Source organism: Pseudomonas sp. H2_A10 (genome assembly GCF_054680085.1).
Genome location: NZ_CP162821.1, coordinates 2308316 through 2325299, shown reverse-complemented (window position 1 = coordinate 2325299; position 16984 = coordinate 2308316). Strand labels below are relative to the sequence as shown.

At 55.4% G+C, this 16984-nt stretch carries 27 protein-coding genes; 18 read left to right on the top strand and 9 right to left on the bottom strand.

Annotated elements, in window-relative coordinates; translation table 11 throughout:
* Positions 1–56: 56 nt before the first annotated feature.
* Positions 57–1445 carry an MFS transporter gene (locus tag AB4O23_RS10860; RefSeq protein ID WP_460150479.1) on the bottom strand — a complete coding sequence of 463 codons (1389 nt, stop codon included), beginning with the start codon at positions 1443–1445 and terminating at the stop codon, positions 57–59.
* Between the two features lie 270 nt (positions 1446–1715).
* Here AB4O23_RS10860 and AB4O23_RS10855 point away from each other — a divergent pair, with 270 nt between their 5' ends.
* The 3 genes from AB4O23_RS10855 (at position 1716) to AB4O23_RS10845 (ending at position 3830) form a co-directional block, all read left to right on the top strand.
* The gene (locus tag AB4O23_RS10855) at positions 1716–1883 is read left to right on the top strand and encodes a colicin E3/pyocin S6 family cytotoxin (RefSeq protein WP_317617127.1); all 168 of its coding nucleotides are present in this window, start codon (positions 1716–1718) and stop codon (positions 1881–1883) included.
* Between the two features lie 40 nt (positions 1884–1923).
* The gene (locus tag AB4O23_RS10850) at positions 1924–2163 is read left to right on the top strand and encodes a pyocin S6 family toxin immunity protein (protein WP_065876827.1); all 240 of its coding nucleotides are present in this window, start codon (positions 1924–1926) and stop codon (positions 2161–2163) included.
* A gap of 455 nt (positions 2164–2618) precedes the next feature.
* Complete coding sequence (locus tag AB4O23_RS10845; protein ID WP_460063134.1) at positions 2619–3830, top strand: phage integrase; 1212 nt, start codon at positions 2619–2621, stop codon at positions 3828–3830.
* On the opposite strand, the gene AB4O23_RS10840 is transcribed toward AB4O23_RS10845, so the two are convergent.
* Positions 3827–4324: a hypothetical protein gene (locus tag AB4O23_RS10840; RefSeq protein ID WP_460063132.1), complete on the bottom strand. Its 498-nt coding sequence runs from the start codon at positions 4322–4324 to the stop codon at positions 3827–3829. The two genes, AB4O23_RS10845 and AB4O23_RS10840, sit on opposite strands and share 4 nt — an antisense overlap.
* A 186-nt stretch (positions 4325–4510) precedes the next feature.
* On the opposite strand from AB4O23_RS10840, the gene AB4O23_RS10835 reads away from it, so the two are divergent.
* The 3 genes from AB4O23_RS10835 (at position 4511) to AB4O23_RS10825 (ending at position 5535) form a co-directional block, all read left to right on the top strand.
* Positions 4511–4714: a helix-turn-helix domain-containing protein gene (locus tag AB4O23_RS10835; protein ID WP_460063130.1), complete on the top strand. Its 204-nt coding sequence runs from the start codon at positions 4511–4513 to the stop codon at positions 4712–4714.
* Positions 4715–4832: 118 nt separating this feature from the next.
* Positions 4833–5069, top strand: a complete 237-nt coding sequence (locus AB4O23_RS10830; RefSeq protein ID WP_026067396.1) for a helix-turn-helix domain-containing protein — start codon at positions 4833–4835, stop codon at positions 5067–5069.
* Positions 5070–5130: 61 nt separating this feature from the next.
* A complete protein-coding gene (locus AB4O23_RS10825) occupies positions 5131–5535 on the top strand; it encodes a hypothetical protein (protein ID WP_460063128.1) in 405 nt (134 codons plus the stop codon).
* 478 nt (positions 5536–6013) lie between these two features.
* On the opposite strand, the gene AB4O23_RS10820 is transcribed toward AB4O23_RS10825, so the two are convergent.
* From AB4O23_RS10820 to AB4O23_RS10805, 4 genes are all read right to left on the bottom strand, one after another.
* On the bottom strand, positions 6014–6472 hold the full coding sequence (locus AB4O23_RS10820; protein WP_460063126.1) for a hypothetical protein: 459 nt from the start codon (positions 6470–6472) through the stop codon (positions 6014–6016).
* Positions 6469–6732 carry a hypothetical protein gene (locus tag AB4O23_RS10815; RefSeq protein ID WP_460063123.1) on the bottom strand — a complete coding sequence of 88 codons (264 nt, stop codon included), beginning with the start codon at positions 6730–6732 and terminating at the stop codon, positions 6469–6471. The genes AB4O23_RS10820 and AB4O23_RS10815 overlap by 4 nt, the downstream gene beginning before the upstream one ends.
* Positions 6729–6914, bottom strand: a complete 186-nt coding sequence (locus tag AB4O23_RS10810) for a hypothetical protein (RefSeq protein ID WP_460063121.1) — start codon at positions 6912–6914, stop codon at positions 6729–6731. Before AB4O23_RS10810 ends, AB4O23_RS10815 begins: the two co-directional genes overlap by 4 nt.
* A 146-nt stretch (positions 6915–7060) precedes the next feature.
* Positions 7061–7282 (bottom strand): hypothetical protein, encoded by a 222-nt coding sequence (locus AB4O23_RS10805; RefSeq protein ID WP_460063119.1) that lies wholly within the window; start codon positions 7280–7282, stop codon positions 7061–7063.
* A gap of 116 nt (positions 7283–7398) precedes the next feature.
* Here AB4O23_RS10805 and AB4O23_RS10800 point away from each other — a divergent pair, with 116 nt between their 5' ends.
* Both AB4O23_RS10800 and AB4O23_RS10795 read left to right on the top strand, forming a co-directional pair.
* Positions 7399–7647: a YodC family protein gene (locus AB4O23_RS10800; RefSeq protein ID WP_460063117.1), complete on the top strand. Its 249-nt coding sequence runs from the start codon at positions 7399–7401 to the stop codon at positions 7645–7647.
* The gene (locus AB4O23_RS10795) at positions 7647–7913 is read left to right on the top strand and encodes a DUF6953 family protein (RefSeq protein WP_460063114.1); all 267 of its coding nucleotides are present in this window, start codon (positions 7647–7649) and stop codon (positions 7911–7913) included. Before AB4O23_RS10800 ends, AB4O23_RS10795 begins: the two co-directional genes overlap by 1 nt.
* An 83-nt stretch (positions 7914–7996) precedes the next feature.
* Here the strand turns inward: AB4O23_RS10795 and AB4O23_RS10790 are convergent, their stop codons facing one another.
* Positions 7997–8542 carry a hypothetical protein gene (locus AB4O23_RS10790; protein ID WP_460063111.1) on the bottom strand — a complete coding sequence of 182 codons (546 nt, stop codon included), beginning with the start codon at positions 8540–8542 and terminating at the stop codon, positions 7997–7999.
* A gap of 11 nt (positions 8543–8553) precedes the next feature.
* A complete protein-coding gene (locus AB4O23_RS10785) occupies positions 8554–9390 on the bottom strand; it encodes a hypothetical protein (RefSeq protein WP_460063109.1) in 837 nt (278 codons plus the stop codon).
* Positions 9391–10057: 667 nt separating this feature from the next.
* Between AB4O23_RS10785 and AB4O23_RS10780 the strand changes: the two genes are divergently transcribed.
* From AB4O23_RS10780 to AB4O23_RS10740, 9 genes are all read left to right on the top strand, one after another.
* On the top strand, positions 10058–10810 hold the full coding sequence (locus tag AB4O23_RS10780) for a KilA-N domain-containing protein (protein ID WP_053257598.1): 753 nt from the start codon (positions 10058–10060) through the stop codon (positions 10808–10810).
* 682 nt (positions 10811–11492) lie between these two features.
* Positions 11493–11909, top strand: coding sequence for a DUF5681 domain-containing protein (locus tag AB4O23_RS10775; RefSeq protein ID WP_017138405.1), 417 nt, complete (start codon positions 11493–11495; stop codon positions 11907–11909).
* Positions 11906–12337 (top strand): hypothetical protein, encoded by a 432-nt coding sequence (locus AB4O23_RS10770; RefSeq protein WP_460063106.1) that lies wholly within the window; start codon positions 11906–11908, stop codon positions 12335–12337. Before AB4O23_RS10775 ends, AB4O23_RS10770 begins: the two co-directional genes overlap by 4 nt.
* Complete coding sequence (locus tag AB4O23_RS10765) at positions 12324–12533, top strand: hypothetical protein (protein WP_141688907.1); 210 nt, start codon at positions 12324–12326, stop codon at positions 12531–12533. The genes AB4O23_RS10770 and AB4O23_RS10765 overlap by 14 nt, the downstream gene beginning before the upstream one ends.
* 4 nt (positions 12534–12537) lie before the next feature.
* Positions 12538–13371 carry a hypothetical protein gene (locus AB4O23_RS10760; protein WP_460063104.1) on the top strand — a complete coding sequence of 278 codons (834 nt, stop codon included), beginning with the start codon at positions 12538–12540 and terminating at the stop codon, positions 13369–13371.
* 69 nt (positions 13372–13440) lie between these two features.
* Positions 13441–13785 carry a hypothetical protein gene (locus AB4O23_RS10755; RefSeq protein WP_065895875.1) on the top strand — a complete coding sequence of 115 codons (345 nt, stop codon included), beginning with the start codon at positions 13441–13443 and terminating at the stop codon, positions 13783–13785.
* 8 nt (positions 13786–13793) lie between these two features.
* The gene (locus AB4O23_RS10750; RefSeq protein WP_092359531.1) at positions 13794–14372 is read left to right on the top strand and encodes a tail assembly protein; all 579 of its coding nucleotides are present in this window, start codon (positions 13794–13796) and stop codon (positions 14370–14372) included.
* Positions 14369–14953 (top strand): tail assembly protein, encoded by a 585-nt coding sequence (locus AB4O23_RS10745; RefSeq protein WP_095185691.1) that lies wholly within the window; start codon positions 14369–14371, stop codon positions 14951–14953. Before AB4O23_RS10750 ends, AB4O23_RS10745 begins: the two co-directional genes overlap by 4 nt.
* Before the next feature lie 43 nt (positions 14954–14996).
* Positions 14997–15428 carry a hypothetical protein gene (locus AB4O23_RS10740; protein ID WP_457243613.1) on the top strand — a complete coding sequence of 144 codons (432 nt, stop codon included), beginning with the start codon at positions 14997–14999 and terminating at the stop codon, positions 15426–15428.
* Positions 15429–15531: 103 nt separating this feature from the next.
* Here the strand turns inward: AB4O23_RS10740 and AB4O23_RS10735 are convergent, their stop codons facing one another.
* On the bottom strand, positions 15532–16215 hold the full coding sequence (locus AB4O23_RS10735; protein WP_460063099.1) for a hypothetical protein: 684 nt from the start codon (positions 16213–16215) through the stop codon (positions 15532–15534).
* Between the two features lie 140 nt (positions 16216–16355).
* Here AB4O23_RS10735 and AB4O23_RS10730 point away from each other — a divergent pair, with 140 nt between their 5' ends.
* Positions 16356–16982: a recombinase family protein gene (locus tag AB4O23_RS10730; protein ID WP_460063096.1), complete on the top strand. Its 627-nt coding sequence runs from the start codon at positions 16356–16358 to the stop codon at positions 16980–16982.
* Positions 16983–16984 lie beyond the last annotated feature (2 nt).

Sequence of the window (16984 nt, the reverse complement as noted above, 5' to 3'; positions counted from 1 at the left end):
ACAGGTCGTCACAAAAAAACGGGCAGATCCTTTGGGGATCTGCCCGTTTTTTTCGTTCAGGGGCGTGCCCTGCTGAGGTCATGGGGATGCTCGTCCGGGTCCGGATGCTCGGGTGGCGCTTCGCAGCCTGGCTCCTCTATCGGCGGCTGCTCTGGCTCGGTTTCAGGCTCAGGCTCAGGCGCAGTGGTCTGCATCTGCTCCTGGACCACGGCCTCATCCACCCGCGGGTCAAGTGCAGCCACCAGCGGTGAGCTGGACATACTGTCGGGCATCGCCACGTGATGCAGGGGGGCGTCCTCCACCTGGTGCAGGTTGGTGACGGCTTTTGGCCGGATGCGCCACACCAGAATCAACGCACACAGGCTGAAAAACGCGTAAAGCATCTGGCTGCCGAACATCTTCATCACCACACCCGCCAGCAAAGGCCCGATACTGGCGCCGATGCCATATGTCACCAGCAACATGGCTGTCAGCGACACGCGGCGATCACCTTCGACATGGTCATTGGAAAACGCCACGGCCAGCGGGTACAAACAGAACTGCACCAGCGAGCAGAGGAAGCCTGCGACGAACAAAACCTCCAGCGGCACCTGGGTCATGATTGCGAGCGGCAATGCCGCCACCGCCAGGCACAGGGCAAAACAACGAATCAACAGCGCGCGATCATAGCGGTCAGACAACCATCCCAGCGGCCACTGCACCAGCAGTCCGGCAAAAATGCAGCTACCCATGAACAAACCCACTTGCTCGGTGGTGAGCCCCTGCTGGGACGCATACAGCGGTGCCAGGCCATAGAAAGAGCCGACAATCAACCCCGCCCCCAATACCGTGCTCAGCGACTGCGGCACGCGCTTGATAAAGAAACGCGGCTCCATCGGTGCGGGGTGCAGGGGCGCGGGGTGGATGCGTCGGGTCATGGCCACCGGCACAAGGCACAAGGCAAAGCACAGCGCGACCAGCATCAACAACTCCAGGTCGAGTTGAGGATGCATGACCAGAATCAACTGCCCCAACACCAAGCCAAGGTAGGAAGCGATCATATAGCCGCTGAACACCACGCCACGCTGCTTGGCATCCGCCTGCTCGTTGAGCCAGCTTTCGATCACCATGTACTGGCACATCATGCCCAGGCCAACGATCACCCGCAGCACGATCCAGGCCGGCAACCAGTCGACCAAACCATGCCCCAGCACCGCCGCACCGACGATACCGGCACAGGTCGCATACGCGCGAATATGCCCGACCCGGGCGATCAGGCGATGCCCGATCTTGCCGCCCAGCACCAGGCCGAAATAGTTGGCCGCCATCAGCGCACCCACCCACAAGCTGTCGACATGGTCAGCCGCCAGGCGCAAGGCCAGGTAAGTACTGAGCAGGCCGGAGCCGATCAGCATCATCAAGGAAGCGAAATAAAGGGCTCGAAAAGATTTCCAGATCTGGCGCATCGGCGTTCCGAGCGGCTCCTTGCAGTTAGAAACAGGGCTATCGGCATGATAGTCCCGGGTGGCAGGTTCCGGACAGGCGGCAGAGGCTGTTTCCGGGGATTATTTTGCTTAACCGCTCAGACGCTGCCGGGTGGCGTGCAAGGTACATCGTTACGATAAAAGACACGACGCACATGCTGTGAACCTCGATCGGCGGCAAGGTTCGATTGGTAGGTGAAAAGACCGAATGCCAACAAAAAATGTAGCCCAGATGCAATACGCGCAAAACAGATGTCGAGTGTCCAGGGCGCAGGCAAAAAACGAAGTCGTTGGAAAGATCGCAAAGGCAGAATTTATGAATGGGATTATGAGAACGGCAGAGTCGAGCTATACGACAAACAAGGCAAGCACCTGGGGGGAGTTCAACCCAGGAACAGGAGAGCGAACAAAGGACGCTGAACCAGGACGTACCACATCAAAGTGATATTGGAGGGCCAAGATGTTTTTAGAAATTACGGGGTTTCTCGCTGACGCCAACGAAGATGACTCAATTAAATTTGAGCTCGAGATAAGCCCTGAGTTTCAGCAAGCGGTTATGGAGGTGCTGGGCTGGAAAAGTTTGGCGGCGGAGGCCGACGGAGAGCTTCCACTAACAGAAAACCAAGTGCAGCAAATTGCCTTAGCAATCAATGAACAATTGCCGATGAGCTTGGACCTCTTCATCGGGGTAAGAGCATAGCAACGACGATCATGACCGCCCGCCTGACATCGCCTGAATATCACCGATTGGAAGTGAGTATTCAGGTAATGGGGCTCGAAATCCAAACCGTAACCAAGCGGTGGGGGAAATCTCTCACTCCGTAGCACAACGGATAAGCATTCTTCGTCACCATCCGGCGAAAAAAGTCTCACCAGGTCAAACCTTAGCGGGGATTTTTTCTGCCTGAATTGTTACTGCTGCACCCACGCTGTCCACATGAGAGCCAAGAGAAGAAAAAAAAGCGCTACAAGCCTTGAATAATATGGTGTCCCAGGGCCGGTTCGAACGGCCAACCTTCCCCTTAGGAGGGTCAATTTAGACCCAATGGGTACAGCCACAAGCCCAGTATTATTGGGCCTTTTAGTCCCATTGAGTCCGTGAACATCGAGCGGTATAGTGCTTTTTGCTGCCACCCTGCTGTCACGGTCGAACCCTTGAAAACCAAAATCACTCAGAAGCTTATTGGCAGCCTAGCCGCCGAGGCGAAAGCATACCGCGTGCATGACACCGTGCAACCCGGTTTCTTTATTCGCGTACTGCCCAGCGGTCACAAGTCCTACATGGTCACTTGGGGCCGAAACAAGAACGCCACCCTCGGGCGTGTCGGCGTGCTTACCCTTGACCAAGCCCGAACCGAGGCCGCCCAGTACTTAGCCGATGCGCACGCCCACGGCGAGCCCCTGGCCATCGCCCAGGTGCGCAAGGGGTCAGCCCTGCCCTCGCTGCGCGATTTCATCGACGACAACTATATGCCGTGGTTCAAAGCTCATCACAAAGGCCATGAGAAGACGCAGCACACCCTCAGCAACAACTTCGACCCAATCATGCCCCAGCGCTTGGACGCGATAACCGGGCGGGACCTGGAGCAGATCCGCACAGGATGGATGCAGGCCGGCAACAAGCCTTCAACGGTGAACCGCAAGATGGGTTCAATCAGCGGGGTATTCAGTCGTGCCGTTGAGTGGGAGTACATCGATATACATCCGCTGGCCAAGCTGAAACAGCTCAAAGTCGATTCAAAGGGAGTGATTCGCTACCTGGCTGCTGACGAGACCAAGCGTCTACGCGATGCCCTGGACGCTCGACAGGATGAAATGAGGGCCGAGCGTGAGAGTGCAAATACCTGGCGAACGGACCGTTACAGAGAGCTGTTGCCAAGCCTTCTGCAACTGCCCTTCACCGATCACCTGAAGCCAATGGTGTTGGTATCGTTGAATACCGGCATGAGGCGCGGAGAGCTGTTCGACCTGAAATGGTCAGCGGTGAACTTCGACACGAAGACAATCACAGTCGCCGGGGCCACCACCAAGACAAGCGATACGCGCCACATCCCGATGAACAAGGAGACCGTTGGTGTGCTGGAAGCCTGGAAGAAGCAGGTGAGCAAGTCGCCCTATGTATTCCCAGGTCAGGGCGGCGGTCGCTTTGAGGACGTCAAAAGCGCCTGGCTCAAGTTGCTTGAGCGGGCGCAGATCGACGGATTCCGCTGGCACGATTTGCGTCACGACTTCGCGTCTCGCCTGGTAATGGCCGGCGTACCGCTCAACACGGTACGAGATCTGCTGGGGCACGCGGATATCAAGATGACCCTACGGTACGCGCACCTGGCTCCCGGGACCAAGGCAGCGGCAGTCGAGTTAATCTAGAACGGTATGTCATCAGGCATGAAGTCGTCGTCGTACATGGGGACCACTGTCGGTGACGATTTATGCTTTTCAACATGATACTGGATCAACGCCCAGTTAGACCTGATGAGGTTCAGTTCCAATCGATCAAAGTTGTCTCCGAACGATCCGTTGGGATACGTGTTCCAAAAGTACTCGCTGGATCTGATGGTCTCCCATACTCGTAACTCATCGTATGTAAGAGCTTCCGGCATATTGATGGCAAGGTTGACCATTCGAACCGACTCATCAGTAGACCATATTTTGTCTATGGAGCTCGCCAAGGTTCCGCCATCTGCGTCTGTCGCCTGACTCGCAATTGCCTGTGAAATTGACCATTCAATAACGGCCGTCAAAGAGCGCTTCTGGAGTCGCCCCATGATGTCCAAGGCGAACTTGATCTTAGGATCGATCCGTATCCCAACACTCACTGTCGTGCTCGATTCACCCGCCCGCTTACTTGTCTTAGTAGCCATAACTTTCCATCTGCTCTGATGAGGTCAGCCTTGCCGACCTGATTGCCACAGCTTGCGCGACACGCAAACCCCTGTCAATCCATGCGAGTACGAGTCTGTCTAGCAATTGCTTGCAATGTTAGTTTTGTGCGTTGTAACCTAGCAACACACGACGCCTTCTCCGGCTTCGTTTTTCGGGAGACATCCATGGAACAAGCACAGCAACAAATGGCGCCGCTGTCGATGAGCGTCGAAGAATCTGCCCGCATTCTGGGTATATCGCGCTCAGCAACCTACGAGCTGATCGCTCGGGGCGAAATCAAGACTTTTAAGATCGGCCGCCGGCGCCTGGCGTTGGCATCCGAGCTAAAGGCTTTCATCGAGCGCGCAGCAAAGGTCGGCGCACGATGAAGTGCGAAAAGAATAAGGAGTGGGGATTGCGCACGGTTGCGCGAGAGATTGCCAAGGCGGTGTTCGAGCACCGCCTTAGCGAAAACACACTGGATAGCACCAACGTGAAGGGCAAACTATGACACGTCATTCTTCCACTGAGCAAGACCGCAAGATGATGGAGGCCCTGCGAAACGGGCCGGTATCGACCATCGAAGCCGCCAAGGACCTGGATATTGTCCAGCCCCCCAACACCATCCGACGCCTCAGGAAAAAGGGTCACGAAATTCGCACCTACTGGACGCACCAGTCCACCGAACCAGGCCGGCCACCACACCGCGTGGCCAAGTACATCCTCATGCGCGAAGCGTCGTAATCCAAAGATAGCGGGTGTCTCCATAACGGAGACACCCGTTCCGCCTGCCTGTGAGCCGCTAATGGCCAGAAAAAAACCCTACAAAGTCGATTTTGGCGGCGGCCGAGTTTTGGCGCTTCCTTATCGGCTCTTGGTCAGCGACGCCTTCGACAATCTGTCGACCAAGGCGGTAACGGTGCTGATCAAGCTGGCCAGGAACTACAACGGCCGCAATAACGGAGATCTCTCCTGCACTGCCTCAATGATGGCCAAGGGTAAGCCTATGGACGCGAAGACGCTTGCCTCAGCCCTCGCTGAGCTTATGGAGGCTGGGCTGATCGTTCGCACAAGGGAGAGCCGTAAGGGCGGCAGAGAGCAGGGAATGGCCCGTTGCGCGCTGTATGCGGTCACCTGGGCAGCAATTGACGACTGCCCGGGAAAGGAACTCGAGATTTCCCCCGGGCCACCGCGCTTCAAGTTCATCTGATTTCGAGTTTTTCGGTGGGAATTTTTCCGCCTAGTACTGGGAATTTTTCCCAGTCATCACCCCCTCATTGTCCGGTTGCGTCCGGTTATTTTGCTGAAATGGTGCAGTACTGGGATTTTTTCCCAGTACCTTTCAATGAAACCGGGGCCTCCAGAGGAGTGCGTAAACGGAAAAAATCCCACCCTTTATAAATTACCACCACCAGGGGTTATTAAGATGGGACCAACGACCTACCAGCAGGCCCGCTGCACTCATGGTTATGCAGGGAAATGTAAGCGCATCGGAGGCTTCACTTTCCTTGTTCTCGACTGGCGACCTTGGACGACGCTCGGAATGTGCAGACCGTGCGCCGAGGAAGTGAGGAAAGACCTTATCTACCTCACCGAGAAGGCACCAACGGCCAACAAATGAAAAAAGGGCACCACCCTGTTTCGGGGTAGTGCCCTTGATGCTGCGAAGGTTTGGTAGTTTACCAGCCCTACTCCAGCACCACCGCGCGGTATTGCTGATCGCCGCCCAGGTCATCCGATCCGAACAAAGCCTGATTGACGGCCTTCCTACTCTCAAGCAGAAGGTCATGCTCATCATGCGTGCCGATGCCCGCCGCTACCCACTCTGGCAGCTCCTTACGGCGCCGCATCTCGTTCAAGTGCGTCCACCATCGGGTAGCGTGTGCGCGCTCGGCAGAAATCGCCACGGCCGCCTCTTCGTTCGCGTCATCCAGCTCGTTTTCCATGCACTCGCACCACTGATAAATTTTCGTGGACCAGTCATTCGACTCGAGGATGCCGAGTTGCGCGAAAGCGTTGCCGGTACTGTCTTCGGGGAAGTGCTGGAGCATCAGCGTGAAGATTGCGTGCATGTTGTCTAGTGCTGCCTGCGCTTCGTACAGATCGCTGGTGGCGGTCTCGGCGATTGCCTTGTAGGAGCGGCTCATAGATCACCCCCTGCGCCCGGTGCAGCACACCCGACCAGCGCGGCGGCGATTTGCTCGCGGTTGCAGTCGGCGGTGTTGGCTCCGTCAGCGGCCAGGTTCCACGCAACGTCTACCAAGTTGCGGACGTGCTGACTGGTGGCATTGTCTGCCAGCGCGGCGCAGAGAACCGCCTCAACCTTGCGCAGGACGATCTGGGCGCTTTCGAGATCCTCAAGCGCGTCATGTGCGACTTCTTGGATGGTGCGGGCCTGAGCGCTCATAGGACACCCCCTACGCAGATCCCGCGTGAAGGAGCTGCGCCTGGCAAAACCTTGAAGCTTACGTCGCCCAGGATCTTCAATGGGGCCAGCTCAGTGAGCTTGATATTGGCCGGCAGCGCCATGGTGGCGATGATCTGGCCGCGCGCATCCAGAATTTGGATGGTATTCTGTTTAAATTGCATGACGTGTACCTTCAAGTGGCGTCGTGTGATCGCCAGGCCGCTGTTGACGCAGCGGCTTGGCACCTCTTCTCTGATGGCTGAGATCCAAGCCATCGTCTCGATCGGCTAATTTCTGAGCCGATCTAAATACCCTGAATCCGGGGTATTTACTGCTTACCCTTCTCGCTGATCCATCCTGCCGCCCAGCTCAGCGGGTCTTTCGTACCCATCGGCTTGAGTGGCTTGCCATCCCTGGCTGCCTGCCTGCCCTCCTCCTCTGTCTCCGTGTGAATCCACAGAGTGGTTTGCTTGAAACCCAGTTCGCGTTGACGCTCCCTGAACTCTCGTTGCCGCTCGGTGCTGCTTTTGATGATCTTCTCGTCCGTCATACAAGCCTCGTTTCCCGTAACGCGAAAGAATAATGGCATTGCGTTACGGGAAACGCAACAAGGAGGGTGCAAAAAATTGCACCCCGGCAGACGCACCGAACACCACTTGAAAGCAAATGGCCAGCCCCCATATGGAAAGCACAGGGATGTCCCCTGCTTATGAGGGCTTGCAAATCATGGCTACAGGAAAAGAATTCGCGGTTGGCGATATCGTCAAATTGAAATCGGGTGGCCCCGATATGACCGTTCAACGCTGGGACAAGGGTTATTTGTATTACACGTGCCAGTGGTTTGCTGGAAAGAAACTCGAAAGCGGTGATTTCAAAGCCGAGTCTCTCGAGCCCAAAACCTCTGGGGCGAGTTAATGGACGCCTCGTCGGTTGCGCAATGGATGCTCTCGGAGATCGAGCGCGACGCGTGCGTTTACCAAGACGATGTCGTTGATCACATCGTTAAATCCGGGCATGAAGAGCTCTTGACCGAGAACGCAGACGGAAACCAGGTTCTCGGAAAGAGTGTTCTCGCAACATTCCGCAAGCTGACGCCAGACAGCGTGGTGTGGGTTAAACCTGATCGTTACTGGCGTTTCAGGGTAGCTGAAGATGAGCCCGGGCGAGACGCTAGAGGATAATGTGGCGCACAGGCCGCCGGCTATCGGCGGTCTGTTTCCACGGGTAGCTCTCTCACGCTACTACCCGAGTAAAAACTACCGAATCAAAATTTAAAATACCTTATTACAGACCAAAGACTTAAACCCAAACCTAGTAGAGCGTAAACCCCCAGCAAAAACTTCACTCTTCCTCGTGAGCGAATAGCACTATCATTAGCAAAAGAGCACTGATAAATCAGCGGAGCCACCTGAAGCTCAACATCATTTTCATCACCATAATAATACGCAGCATATATATCTCTATAGTATTTAAGGAAAGTATCCTTCACTTCCTCAACCCCACGGCTCGTGGCATAACCACGCCAAGTTAGAGCCATCATAGACTCTCTATCATCTACATCAGACCTAAAATCGGCGACGAAACCACTCACCACGGTATGCAGTTCCGCTGGGCCTCCGAAAATCAAGGAAGAGGTGACCCTGTGCGCCTTTCCCTGCTTGTATCCAGCGCTATGAATTGATTTACCGACAAGGTCCACTCCCGCATTTTCACTACGAATAAGTATGCGATCGCGCCCCGCCATCGGGCCCGACACTACAAACTCAATAGGGGAGTTTTTTATTACAATAGGCCGGCCATTTGGATTCATTTAGTAGTACCTCAGATAGCCGCTGTCTGTTTTAGTTTTTCTACAAATCGAGCAACATCCGATGCGTCCTCATTTGAGAATACAAGTGACTCTGTCGAAACCGCACGATTCCCCTGCCTCCACAAATCCAATTCCTCAGTGTAAAAATCACTGATTAGCTGTTGTTTATCTGAGGAAAGCGTTCCCCACAGGTCATGTTTATTAATAAGAAGACGCACCCAGGTTTTACGTACACCCGAAACCTTATCGAGATGTTGCCTTATCTGCTTTGAGAACTCACGATGCTTCGCAAGTCGATCAACGTCCACTTCAGCATCGCTATCAGAGGAATTATGATCTATAACCACGCACAAGCACTGACAATACTCCGCTAGTTCAAGCTGATGAGAGTAGAGCTCTCCCCCGCCATCAAGTATAGCTATGTGCGTTGGCGGAGACGTTTGGAAGTTGGCAATATAAGCACTAACAGCCTGCGTTCTGACATTGCCGGAATCTGCAAAGGATAAACGATCTTTTAGTGTAGTCTTCCCAACCATACTTGGGCCAACAACAGCAAGAGTCATTATCGCCGGGGAAATATTTTTTACTTCTGATAGAGGGATTGTTTTCCCTACTAGGTCTTCTGGCCTTTTTATAATGGGCGGCGTTGAACGTACAATCGCTATCCCTATTGAAAAAGCTATGATAAGAATACCGCCATAGGTTAATACCGTCGCGAACGGCCCCGTCGCAAGCAACCAGCCGGCGAGACTAGCGACACACCCACCAAAAGTTGCCACCCCAGAAACGATATTGAGCTCACCTACCGCCCGCCCAGGCCATTCCTTCCAACGTCGCACATTAAGCATTGCTTTCCCTTGCATCAATTTATATTGCCCCACCCGAGGATGGGAAAAGCTTGACCGAGTGTCATACCGATAGCTTAACTGAGGAGTGGTCAGCTGAGCGAGCCGAACGTACTAGCACCAGGCGAATACCTACACCCTCGAAAGTCCGGAAACGCTAAGCTTTAGCAAGCCGCCATCCAACCTTAGCCTCCCTGATCGCTCGCGGGACAACAATGGGGATGGTCGAAACCTTTGGTCCATCAGCAAACTGAAGACTAATAGCAGTAAGGGCATTATTAATCGCGGCGAGAGAGTCAAGCCTGTCTCACTGAGACGTTTTGGTCTCACTGAGTCAAGAATTCAACACCGGGGGGTGGTCAACATCACCATACCTTTGCTGCAAGACCCAGGATGGAGCCTCCTCTCTTCCCTTCGAGACAGACCATATGAGCCGAATCGGATCTGATCATCTGGTTCGCGCCGCTTTGTCAGATCAGCAGGACGGATAAATGTCCCAGCAGGTTTGGCCCGCATCTGCCAATCAACAGGATCGTAAATCGGAAATCTTCGAGGGCACTCCATCAACTAAGACGAAAGGGTATAGGCCGAGCCCTTAAAATGCGGTTATGGTGGCACTCTGCCTGTCCGATTGGATCCAGCTGGGTCCAGGCAGGAATGGAGAGCTGCAATGAACGAACAGATGGATCTTATCCCTAGACGGGTAGAAGGCGCATTGATCCACCAGCGCACTGCTGATGGATATGTGAATGCAACTGCAATGTGCAGTGCCTCAGGCAAAGGATTTCACGATTACTCAAGGCAGGTAGTGACTGGAGAGTTCCTATCAGAACTTTCTAGGTCGAACGGCATCCCGATTGATTCATTGGTAATCACCGTAATAAACGGCCCTGTCGAAGCACGTGGGACTTGGGTTCACCCGGACGTTGCAATCAACCTAGGTCAATGGTGCTCCCCACGTTTCGCAGTAGCGGTAGCTACCTGGGTAAGAGAGTGGCTTGCAGAAAAGGCAAACCCACAAAACTTGCCGTACCATATGAAAAGGTATATGGCCAACAGAGGGGCCGTTCCACCTACTCATTTTTCAATGCTGAACGAAATGGCGCTAGTGTTGATAGGTCCTATGGAGGATGCCGGTTACAGGCTGCCAGACAGAATGCTCCCGGACATCTCGGAAGGCCGTATGTTTTGCAAGTGGCTTAGAGATACCAAAGGTATCGATACCGATGCCCTCCCCACATACCAACATCGGTTTGAAGATGGCCGGGTAGTGTCGCCAAAGCTTTATCCCAACGAGGTGCTCGGTGACTTTAGAGACCATTTTCACAGAGTCTGGCTCCCTCAAAAGGCTGTCGCATATTTTAAAGATCGCGACGCCCAAGCGCTTCAATACCTCCCACTATTAATTGGCAACAACAAATAGCCCCTGACAGCAGGCTGGAGCAGGCGTTGCTGTGGCAGCAGCATCCTCGCTCAAATGTGATCCTTGCTCACCCTTAATCCATTCGGAGCGAGGTGGGATTCTCTCACCCCGCCTGGGCTGCCAACTGCCGAGGATTTCTCTGTCGTTCGCAAATCCCGCCGATCAGGGGTATTCCACCAGTGGTGGATCATACTTCCGCGCCACGTTTTCATATCTCGTAAAACGTGGCGCGGATACCTGACATACCGAAACGGTAGGCCAGCCCTCCCCGCCCCACCCACAATCTGAGGCCGGACTGAGCTGAAATCCCAGCCCTGTATCACTTTGCCTATCCTCGACTTACTGCAACAAAAACACCCTCTTCAATCCCGCCAATACCAACAATTTCAGTCCCGTTTAATCCGGTTATGTGTATCACCTAGAGTGCACCTAAAAAGCACTGGATAAATGATCAGATCATGCCTAATGTGAGTTTTTGAGCCACTCAAAACCCATTCGAGGCAGCACCTATGAACACAGCTAAGCCCGCCCGAGGACGTCAGCACAAACCAACTCGCTCCGAAGTTGCTGCCGCCTGGGGCCGCCTTCGCGAAGCCGCAGCAGACGGAAGCGTTCAAGCATCCGCCCTGCTGATAGCGCTCGCTGAAAACAAACCGGTCATCGCCATGGAATCGCCGGCCGCATGACTGATCGCGATAAAGCCGGCAAATGGAAGCCAGGACAGTCGGGTAATCCCGGCGGCCGTTCCGGCCAGACGCAAGAGCTGCGCGCCCGACTAGCGGAAGGTGCAGACGCCGTGACAAAGAAGGTTCTGACAGCAGCCAAGAAGGGCGATATGCAGGCTTGCCGACTGATCCTTGAGCGCCTGGTACCGCCAATCAAGCCAACTGCCGAGACAGTGTGCTTCGAACTCGACGACACCGACCTACCCAGCGCAGCCAAATCAATCCTTCGCGCAGTTGCCGCCGGCGAGCTACCGCCCGACCAGGGCAAGGCATTGATCGAAGGGCTAGGCGCTGTTGCCCGAGTCATCGAGGTTGCCGAGCTACAGAAGGCTGTCGAAGAACTCCGCGAACAGATGGAGGGAATGCGGCAATGAGCATCAAGTGGATGCGGGCCGAGCTCAAGCGAATTGCAGAAAAGATCGGCGCCGATGACGAAGAAACAGTGCTCGTTATGTTGACGGTGGTGGACTGCAGGGTTGGCGCGGTTGAGGAGGAGATGGACTACCCCAAGACAGTGGGCCACTCCTTCAACTATCCCGTCCTCGGCGTACAGACGGTCATGCACTTCCCACTGTGCACCATGAACAGCTATGACGCGGCCAATCTGGCAGAGGCGTTCATTCTCCACGTCCGAGCAATTGAAAGTCTCCGCCGTCCCACTCCAGTAGGTGTGATGGATATGCGGCCATTCCCAAGCGCTGGCGCCTGGATCTTCCCGCCATTGGCTGACGGGCAAGACATCAAAAATCACGTCGCCGAACAGTACCGGCTGATCCTCGAGGCCCGCCATGAACATCCGTAGCCAGGTGGCCAAGCTGCGTCAGCAATCCGGACTCACTCAATTCAATCGTGACGTGCGAGAGATCAGCGCCCTTATGGACGAGTTGCACGCAGCAGCAACCGGCGGTGACGCCCGGGAGAACTTGTCCCTACTCCAAATCCTGAGCGAAGCCTCAGACCAAAACCGGCCGAACCACGGCCAGACAATCAAAAGGTAACCCCATGAAAATCGGCAAACGATCCGTCCTCAAAGTTGGCTTGGCCAACCTCCATTACTCCGAATACGAACACCACCAGGTAGAGGCAAGAACATTCAATATCCAGCGCCCCGATGGCACCAAAGGCACCTGGCAGGTCGGTGGCTTGTTGAAGTCTGTTCGCCATTTGCAGGGCTTGTCGCTGGAGGCGTTCAAGGACCTCGGAGAAGAAATCCTCTCGATTCGCGGGAACAAGGACCTCAACGCCGCTGCTATTGAGCGCAAGGGCAAGGAGCAGATTGATGGAATCATCCCCGTCCTGATGCCGGCGATGGAGAAGGCAGCAAAAGATATGCTCACGTTGGCCCAAACAGTGGCCAGCGGCTTTGCCGCGGTCACGCCGCGCGCTAGCTCGGACGTTGTTGGTTTCCTGGCCGATCAGGAGCTACGAGCCATCGTGCGTAGCCTCAAGCCGGAAGAGCGCCAGCGACTAGTCGCTGAGGCGCGCGCAGGCAGTCATCCCGACGTTGTAGAGGCTGTACTCAGGGCAAACCCAATGCTCTCCGGGCTATCGCCAGAGGCGGCTGACAGCCTTTCGCGTGCAGGCATTGCCGCGTCGCGCGCCGAAGACATCGAAGGGCTCAAGCAGATGTTAGCGATCTACGATGACGTGTTGGCCACCGCCTCCAATGCCGGTGTCGCACTGAGCGGTATGGTCGCCAATTCGAATGGATACACCGGCCGGTTTGAGAAGTGGCGATCGGGCTGTGAGGGCTCCGAAGCACTTCGCGAATGGCTGGCGAAAATGCCCACTCGCACCTCTGCAAAAGCGACCCCTGATCATTCCGAAGCGGCCTAACTGACCATCCGTGCGCTACGCAAGTATTGGTAGCGCCGATCAGCCGGCTGATTCTTTGAGTAAGAAAACATGACGTTTCAAGAGCGCTATACCGAGGCGTGCAAAACGCAGAAATTCAAACCCTACGAACTGATCCAGGGGCCGGACGCCGGCTACACGGTGTGGGAGGTCCAGCACGTCAGCGGTGGCCAACAGGTGACAATCGACGGCCCCTTCTTCACCGAGGAAGAGGCCAGGGTTTCGGCCGACCTGCTGAGGGGTACATTCCGAGGCGCCCGGGCCAGTGAGGCGATCTACAACCGGGTGTGGAACTACGACCCGCGCCAGGAGCAGTTGACCATCGATCAGGCGCATATGTCGCGCGCAGTGCTCGCCATTCGCCTTGGGCTTCCAGCCCCGTCCACCAATCCATAGGAGGCCCCATGGCCGCTACAGCATTCGATAACTCCCCTATGACCACCATCAAGCTCTACGGCCAGCTCCGACAGTTCGGCAGGTCCTACGACCTTGCAGTGCGGACACCGGCAGAAGCCTTGAAAGCACTGTGCGTGCAAATTCCCGGCTTGGAACGCTTTATCTCAAATGCCAGGTCGCGTGGGTTGGTGTTCGCCGTTTTTCGAGGCAAGAAAAACATCGGGGAGAGCGAGCTCAACTACCAAGGCCAGGGCGACATCATTATCGCCCCAGTGATCGTAGGCAGTAAGCGGGCAGGCATCTTGCAGACGATCATAGGGGCCGTACTGATCGTTATGAGCCCTTTCACAAATGGTGCAACTCTTGCGCCGGGTATCGCCTTGGCCGCCGGCGGCGTGATTCAAATGCTGAGCCCTCAAGCCCAGGGTTTGAAGTCCAGCGCCGCGCCCGAGAACACGCCTGGCTATGCTTTTGGCAGTGCGAAAAATACGGTGGCATCGGGCTTGCCCGTACCTCTCTGTATCGGCCACCGTCGCTGGGGTGGCGCCATCATCAGCGCTGCTATTTACGCTGAGGATCGGGTATGACTGCCATCGAATATTCACCGCGCACAACCATTCTGCTCAGTGGCTCACTGGCCAAAAAATATGGCCGTCGACATACCTATGCCCTGTCCGCTCATGGCGATACCAGGGAGGCTTTAAGGGCAATCGATGTGAATCACCCGGGCTTCCTGAGCGACATCGCGCGAGCAAGGTCTATCGGTCTGGAGTTCGCAATTTTCCGCAACAGGAAGAACGTAGGCGAATCCGAGTTGACTCTCGGCGGGGCCAGGGAAATAAGGGTGGTTCCAGTGATCACCGGGAGCAAGCGCGCCGGCATACTCCAGACCATCGTCGGCATCGTGTTGATCGTGGCCAGCGCATTTACCAACGGCGCAACGCTTGCCCCTGGAATTGCGCTCGTGGCTGGCGGGGTTATCCAAATGCTCAGCCCCCAAGCCGGCGGCCTCAAGACCAGCGCCGCGCCAGAGAACACACCGGGCTACGCCTTCGGCAGCGCCAAGAACACCACCGCATCTGGCAACCCGGTACCGCTCTGCTACGGCAAGCGGCGGGTAGGAGGCGCGATCATCAGCGCCGCTATCTACGCCGAAGACCAGATGTAGCCAGGCTGCTATAAAGTCACCCATCAACCCACGAGGAAGAAATATGCACAGGATTCTGCTCTCCGCCGCTGCCGTGTTGCTGGCCGGCTGTTCAAGCACGCCGGTAGAGCCAGGTTCGGCCAAGCGCGTGCCTGCCGATCGGGTCTATGCCTACCAGGCCGCCGTTCCGGGTGGTGCTACGTTGGTGGTAAGCCGGGATAACGGGTTTTGGGCTTCGGGTGGCTGTATGGCGACCGTGCTCATTGACGGGAAAAAGGTCGCCCGCATCAACACTGGCGAAGTGGTGAAATTCCAGGTCAAGCCGGGCCGTCATATTGTCGGCATCGCTGGCGACGATGAGGGTAACGGCCTTTGCGCGATGCAGATCGGCCAGCCAGTCAAGGAGACGGCCTCAGAGGTGGCGGGGGGCGAGGTTCAGAAGTACCGAATCTCTGGCACGCAGAACGGCACGGATATTCGCCCCAGCTCGCTTTGAACCCCCACCGTGTCGCAAACAACACAGTGTGTTGAAACATACACACTTTGGCGCTTTCACCACGCCATCATCGACGGCTCTGATAGCTAGGCAAACTATCGCATCAGACCGTATATTTTTCCGCAAGACTGTCGAGTAGCGAACTCATTCTTTCAACGTATCCGTCTGCATCCGAAAGGTGCTTTTCAACCTCCGCCTCGGACCTTTTCCCAATGTTAGCAAGGCACCAGGCAGTGTAGAGAGGCCGGGGTTTACTAATCTCAATCGCAAGATTATGGATCGAATTTTCCAAATTGGACGCATGATCCTGCCACTCAGAGCCCCGTTTGACCACGACCTTGTCGAGCAAAATACATTGATATTTGAATTGATTGAAAGCATCACCTAGCGACGTGTCGGCAATTTCTTCCGTGATCTCCGTCTTCGTCCTTCTACCTCGATCGAGTGCGTCTATTCGTTCAAGATAAGCACTGCAGGAAGCTTCAATCTGCCTTAGAGCGACTTGGGCGTCCCAGATTACCCCCAGAGCTTTTCCATAAATTATTTGGTTCCGCCAAGCACTTAGGCCGTGGAACGCAATTCCACCGACGACGATGGCTGCAATGGCCTGCACTAACGAAGAGAAGGAGCTAATAAAGCTGAACGCCTTATCAGCGCCGCCCACACTCAAATTTCCGAAAAAGACGCCAGTAGACAACACGAGAAGGGCAACCAGCGCGCAGTAAAATCCAACGGCATAAGGGTTTTTCATATCCGGAGTTTTCACCACGCAAAAGCTTGAGATCATAATGACATCCGGCGAATCTCACTAGGGTATGCCTATCCAGATACAGGCTTATTTTGCCTTTTTCGGGCTTTCCGCTTGATAAGGAACACCCAAAGTGCAACAGTATTAGTAGAACGCCCTAACTGATACAGGCACAAATCATGTTCATCCGCGCATACCTCCGAGCTTCCACCGAAGAACAAGACGCCGGCCGTGCCCGGGCTTCGCTCGAGCAGTTCGCCAGCGACCACAACAAGGTCATTGCAAGCGTTTACCTGGAGAATGCCAGCGGCGCCACCGCCGACCGGCCTGAGCTGCTGCGCCTGTTGAAGGATGCTCGCAAGGGGGACGTATTGCTGGTGGAGTCGATAGACCGCCTCTCCCGCTTGCCGGTGGATGACTGGGCGAAGCTCAAGGTCGCGATCGACTCCAAGGGCCTGCGCATCGTGGCGCTCGATCTGCCGACGAGCCATCAGGGGATGCAGGACACGAAAGGTGATGAGTTCACCGGACGCATGCTGGGCGCGATTAATTCGATGCTGGTAGAAATGATGGCCGCGATCGCTCGCAAGGATTACGAGCAGCGCCGCGAGCGGCAAGCCCAGGGCATCGAGAAGGCCAAGGCTGAGGGCAAGTATCAGGGCCGCCCAGTCGATGCAGATCTGCACAAGCGCGTGAAAGAATTACTAAAGGCCGGGCTGGGTATCCGTGCCGCCGCACGGCACGCTGACTGCTCCACAACTACAGTACTTCGCATACGCGAACAGATATCCATTCCAGCTAGCTGAGA

Bases quoted from the DNA above. Each gene is read 5' to 3' on its own strand.
- AB4O23_RS10855 (WP_317617127.1), top strand. From the start codon at position 1,716: ATGTCGAGTGTCCAGGGCGCAGGCAAAAAACGAAGTCGTTGGAAAGAT.
- AB4O23_RS10745 (WP_095185691.1), top strand. From the start codon at position 14,369: ATGACTGCCATCGAATATTCACCGCGCACAACCATTCTGCTCAGTGGC.
- AB4O23_RS10830 (WP_026067396.1), top strand. From the start codon at position 4,833: ATGACACGTCATTCTTCCACTGAGCAAGACCGCAAGATGATGGAGGCC.
- AB4O23_RS10800 (WP_460063117.1), top strand. From the start codon at position 7,399: ATGGCCAGCCCCCATATGGAAAGCACAGGGATGTCCCCTGCTTATGAG.
- AB4O23_RS10815 (WP_460063123.1), bottom strand. From the start codon at position 6,732: ATGAGCGCTCAGGCCCGCACCATCCAAGAAGTCGCACATGACGCGCTT.
- AB4O23_RS10770 (WP_460063106.1), top strand. From the start codon at position 11,906: ATGAGCATCAAGTGGATGCGGGCCGAGCTCAAGCGAATTGCAGAAAAG.
- AB4O23_RS10805 (WP_460063119.1), bottom strand. From the start codon at position 7,282: ATGACGGACGAGAAGATCATCAAAAGCAGCACCGAGCGGCAACGAGAG.
- AB4O23_RS10785 (WP_460063109.1), bottom strand. From the start codon at position 9,390: ATGCTTAATGTGCGACGTTGGAAGGAATGGCCTGGGCGGGCGGTAGGT.
- AB4O23_RS10730 (WP_460063096.1), top strand. From the start codon at position 16,356: ATGTTCATCCGCGCATACCTCCGAGCTTCCACCGAAGAACAAGACGCC.
- AB4O23_RS10775 (WP_017138405.1), top strand. From the start codon at position 11,493: ATGACTGATCGCGATAAAGCCGGCAAATGGAAGCCAGGACAGTCGGGT.
- AB4O23_RS10810 (WP_460063121.1), bottom strand. From the start codon at position 6,914: ATGCAATTTAAACAGAATACCATCCAAATTCTGGATGCGCGCGGCCAG.
- AB4O23_RS10790 (WP_460063111.1), bottom strand. From the start codon at position 8,542: ATGAATCCAAATGGCCGGCCTATTGTAATAAAAAACTCCCCTATTGAG.
- AB4O23_RS10780 (WP_053257598.1), top strand. From the start codon at position 10,058: ATGAACGAACAGATGGATCTTATCCCTAGACGGGTAGAAGGCGCATTG.
- AB4O23_RS10750 (WP_092359531.1), top strand. From the start codon at position 13,794: ATGGCCGCTACAGCATTCGATAACTCCCCTATGACCACCATCAAGCTC.
- AB4O23_RS10850 (WP_065876827.1), top strand. From the start codon at position 1,924: ATGTTTTTAGAAATTACGGGGTTTCTCGCTGACGCCAACGAAGATGAC.
- AB4O23_RS10795 (WP_460063114.1), top strand. From the start codon at position 7,647: ATGGACGCCTCGTCGGTTGCGCAATGGATGCTCTCGGAGATCGAGCGC.
- AB4O23_RS10760 (WP_460063104.1), top strand. From the start codon at position 12,538: ATGAAAATCGGCAAACGATCCGTCCTCAAAGTTGGCTTGGCCAACCTC.
- AB4O23_RS10860 (WP_460150479.1), bottom strand. From the start codon at position 1,445: ATGCGCCAGATCTGGAAATCTTTTCGAGCCCTTTATTTCGCTTCCTTG.
- AB4O23_RS10740 (WP_457243613.1), top strand. From the start codon at position 14,997: ATGCACAGGATTCTGCTCTCCGCCGCTGCCGTGTTGCTGGCCGGCTGT.
- AB4O23_RS10835 (WP_460063130.1), top strand. From the start codon at position 4,511: ATGGAACAAGCACAGCAACAAATGGCGCCGCTGTCGATGAGCGTCGAA.
- AB4O23_RS10765 (WP_141688907.1), top strand. From the start codon at position 12,324: ATGAACATCCGTAGCCAGGTGGCCAAGCTGCGTCAGCAATCCGGACTC.
- AB4O23_RS10840 (WP_460063132.1), bottom strand. From the start codon at position 4,324: ATGGCTACTAAGACAAGTAAGCGGGCGGGTGAATCGAGCACGACAGTG.
- AB4O23_RS10735 (WP_460063099.1), bottom strand. From the start codon at position 16,215: ATGATCTCAAGCTTTTGCGTGGTGAAAACTCCGGATATGAAAAACCCT.
- AB4O23_RS10755 (WP_065895875.1), top strand. From the start codon at position 13,441: ATGACGTTTCAAGAGCGCTATACCGAGGCGTGCAAAACGCAGAAATTC.
- AB4O23_RS10820 (WP_460063126.1), bottom strand. From the start codon at position 6,472: ATGAGCCGCTCCTACAAGGCAATCGCCGAGACCGCCACCAGCGATCTG.
- AB4O23_RS10825 (WP_460063128.1), top strand. From the start codon at position 5,131: ATGGCCAGAAAAAAACCCTACAAAGTCGATTTTGGCGGCGGCCGAGTT.